At 46.0% G+C, this 2,015-nt stretch carries 1 pseudogene; it reads right to left on the reverse strand.

The window, feature by feature from the left end:
• A pseudogene (locus PVV60_RS10290) lies at nucleotides 1-2,015 on the reverse strand (filamentous hemagglutinin); the annotation flags it as partial.

Raw genomic sequence — 2,015 nt, forward strand, 5'->3', positions numbered from 1 at the left:
TTGCTTCGATTCGTCGCCTTCTTTGCCCCTATAATCCAAATCAAAACTGTTAAAATCTTGCACCGAAGTCGCGTTGAGAGCGCCACCACTAGTGAAATCGCCATTGCCCTTGGCTTTAAACTTTCCCCCAAGGTTAAGCTCACCACCTGTGACAATGGTCAAATCTCCATCACTGTTGACTTCTGCCAAACGGTGCTCACTGCTTTGGGCGTTATAATGCCCTTTTTCCAATGTCTCCTTATGGTCACTCTCTAGCACTAATGAACCAAACGTAGCAGAACCACCGACAATCACCGTCATCGGACCGCCGCTGGTGAATTCCCCCCCCTCTGAGCCAAGATCACCAAGGGATTGAATGTTTAATTCATGATCAGAGAGAATTTGTCCCTTCTGCCCAGCTCGATCAACAAAACCATATTCATTCGTGTCACGGATTTTAGCGGTACTATTGACAATCGTACCACCCGTCATGGTAACCGTATCACCATGAATAACACCGGAAGAATTGGCTAAAAGACCGTTACTGGTGAGCTCTACAGCACCGCTGCCAAGCAAAAACCCACCATTATTGAACAAAGTTTGCGTGGTCGAAACGTGCAGTGCATCATCACTTACCACAGCACCACTATTGGTAAGACGGTCCGCATTCAAGGTGACCCCATTCCCTTTTAAACGTGCACTAGCAAGATTTCCTTGCAATCCTTGTGCGTTTTTTATCCCTTGTTCTGAAGAGGAGGTTGGCGCCAAATAAACGTGGGGCACTAAGACTTCTTGTCCATCAACAAGGTGGGTCTCAAGCCAGATTATATCCTTTTTGATCTCTGTAATCTGCTGAAGCGTTAAGGGCTTGCCTAGCACTAACCCCAAAGGACCTTGCTGCTCCACAGCATTGTCATAAAGCCTTTGCATTTGAGCATTGGGATCTTCAACATCAAGAAGAGTGCGATTGCCTGTTAGCTCAAAGATTTGCTCACCGACCAGACGATATTCAAAATAAGCATCCCCCAATCTTTTAAACACGTGCTCGGGCTTATAATTGCCAATCTTTTTTAAGTAATAGTCCGACCCTAAAAATTTACTTGGGTTGATAAAGTCTGGACGCGTCTCAACTAAAAACGGCACATCCGGTGATTGGCTGCTAGCCAACTCTGTCTTGACAGAGCTAAGCCCGTCTTGCGTTGGCACCTGTATGGATTCTGGTGCGGGTGTTTTTGTTCTTGGTGCAAAAAGCCCTTTGTGCCCTTTCAAACCATTGATAATACCGTCCAATCGATCATCACTAATCAGTGGTTTGGAACCATCAAAATCGGTGTTTTTAACACCAGCCAAACCTTTATCGCCAGAGCTTAAGCCAACTTGCTCAACCCCCTCACGCACTGCATGATTATCAATATAGCCCGTCAACTTGGCATCAAGCGTGCCACCAGCTTCAATCGTGCCGTAAACAGCATCATAGGTGCGCGTGGTTGTTTGGGTAAAAGTAGGACCATCCCATTCGTCTGCACCATGCGCTATACACCCTGGATTGGTCCACATATTACAGTCTTTATGTCTGTAGCGTGTTTCAGTCACAACCTTAGTTGTTTCGATTAAATCACGCCCCTCATTGAGCAGCGTATCGCCATGCATCACAATGTTGCCATTGGCAGCAATCAAACTGTAACTATTGCGGATATTGCCGGCATGAACCGTGAGATGACGTCCTACCAAAATCTGTGCCGCATTATTGGTAAAATGAGGCTGCTGACGAATGATCGTGGTGTCGATATTTTTCTTGATCTTTGTGTGTTTATCAACACCTGGGATTTTTTCCCATTCTCCTTGCACGTAACTATGACCAACCACTTTATCGCTAACTTCAACCCCGCCTTCACGCATATTGGTAAGCGCTGAGACATCGAAGATCATATCGCCAGATACGGCTTCTAAAAGACCAGAACTGTTGATGACATGACCAGCTCGCTCACCACTTAAACCACGGATGATGAGATTGTCTTCAGCAATGACATCGGCAA

This window comes from Bartonella sp. AU18XJBT, assembly GCF_028618595.1.
GTDB lineage: Bacteria > Pseudomonadota > Alphaproteobacteria > Rhizobiales > Rhizobiaceae > Bartonella.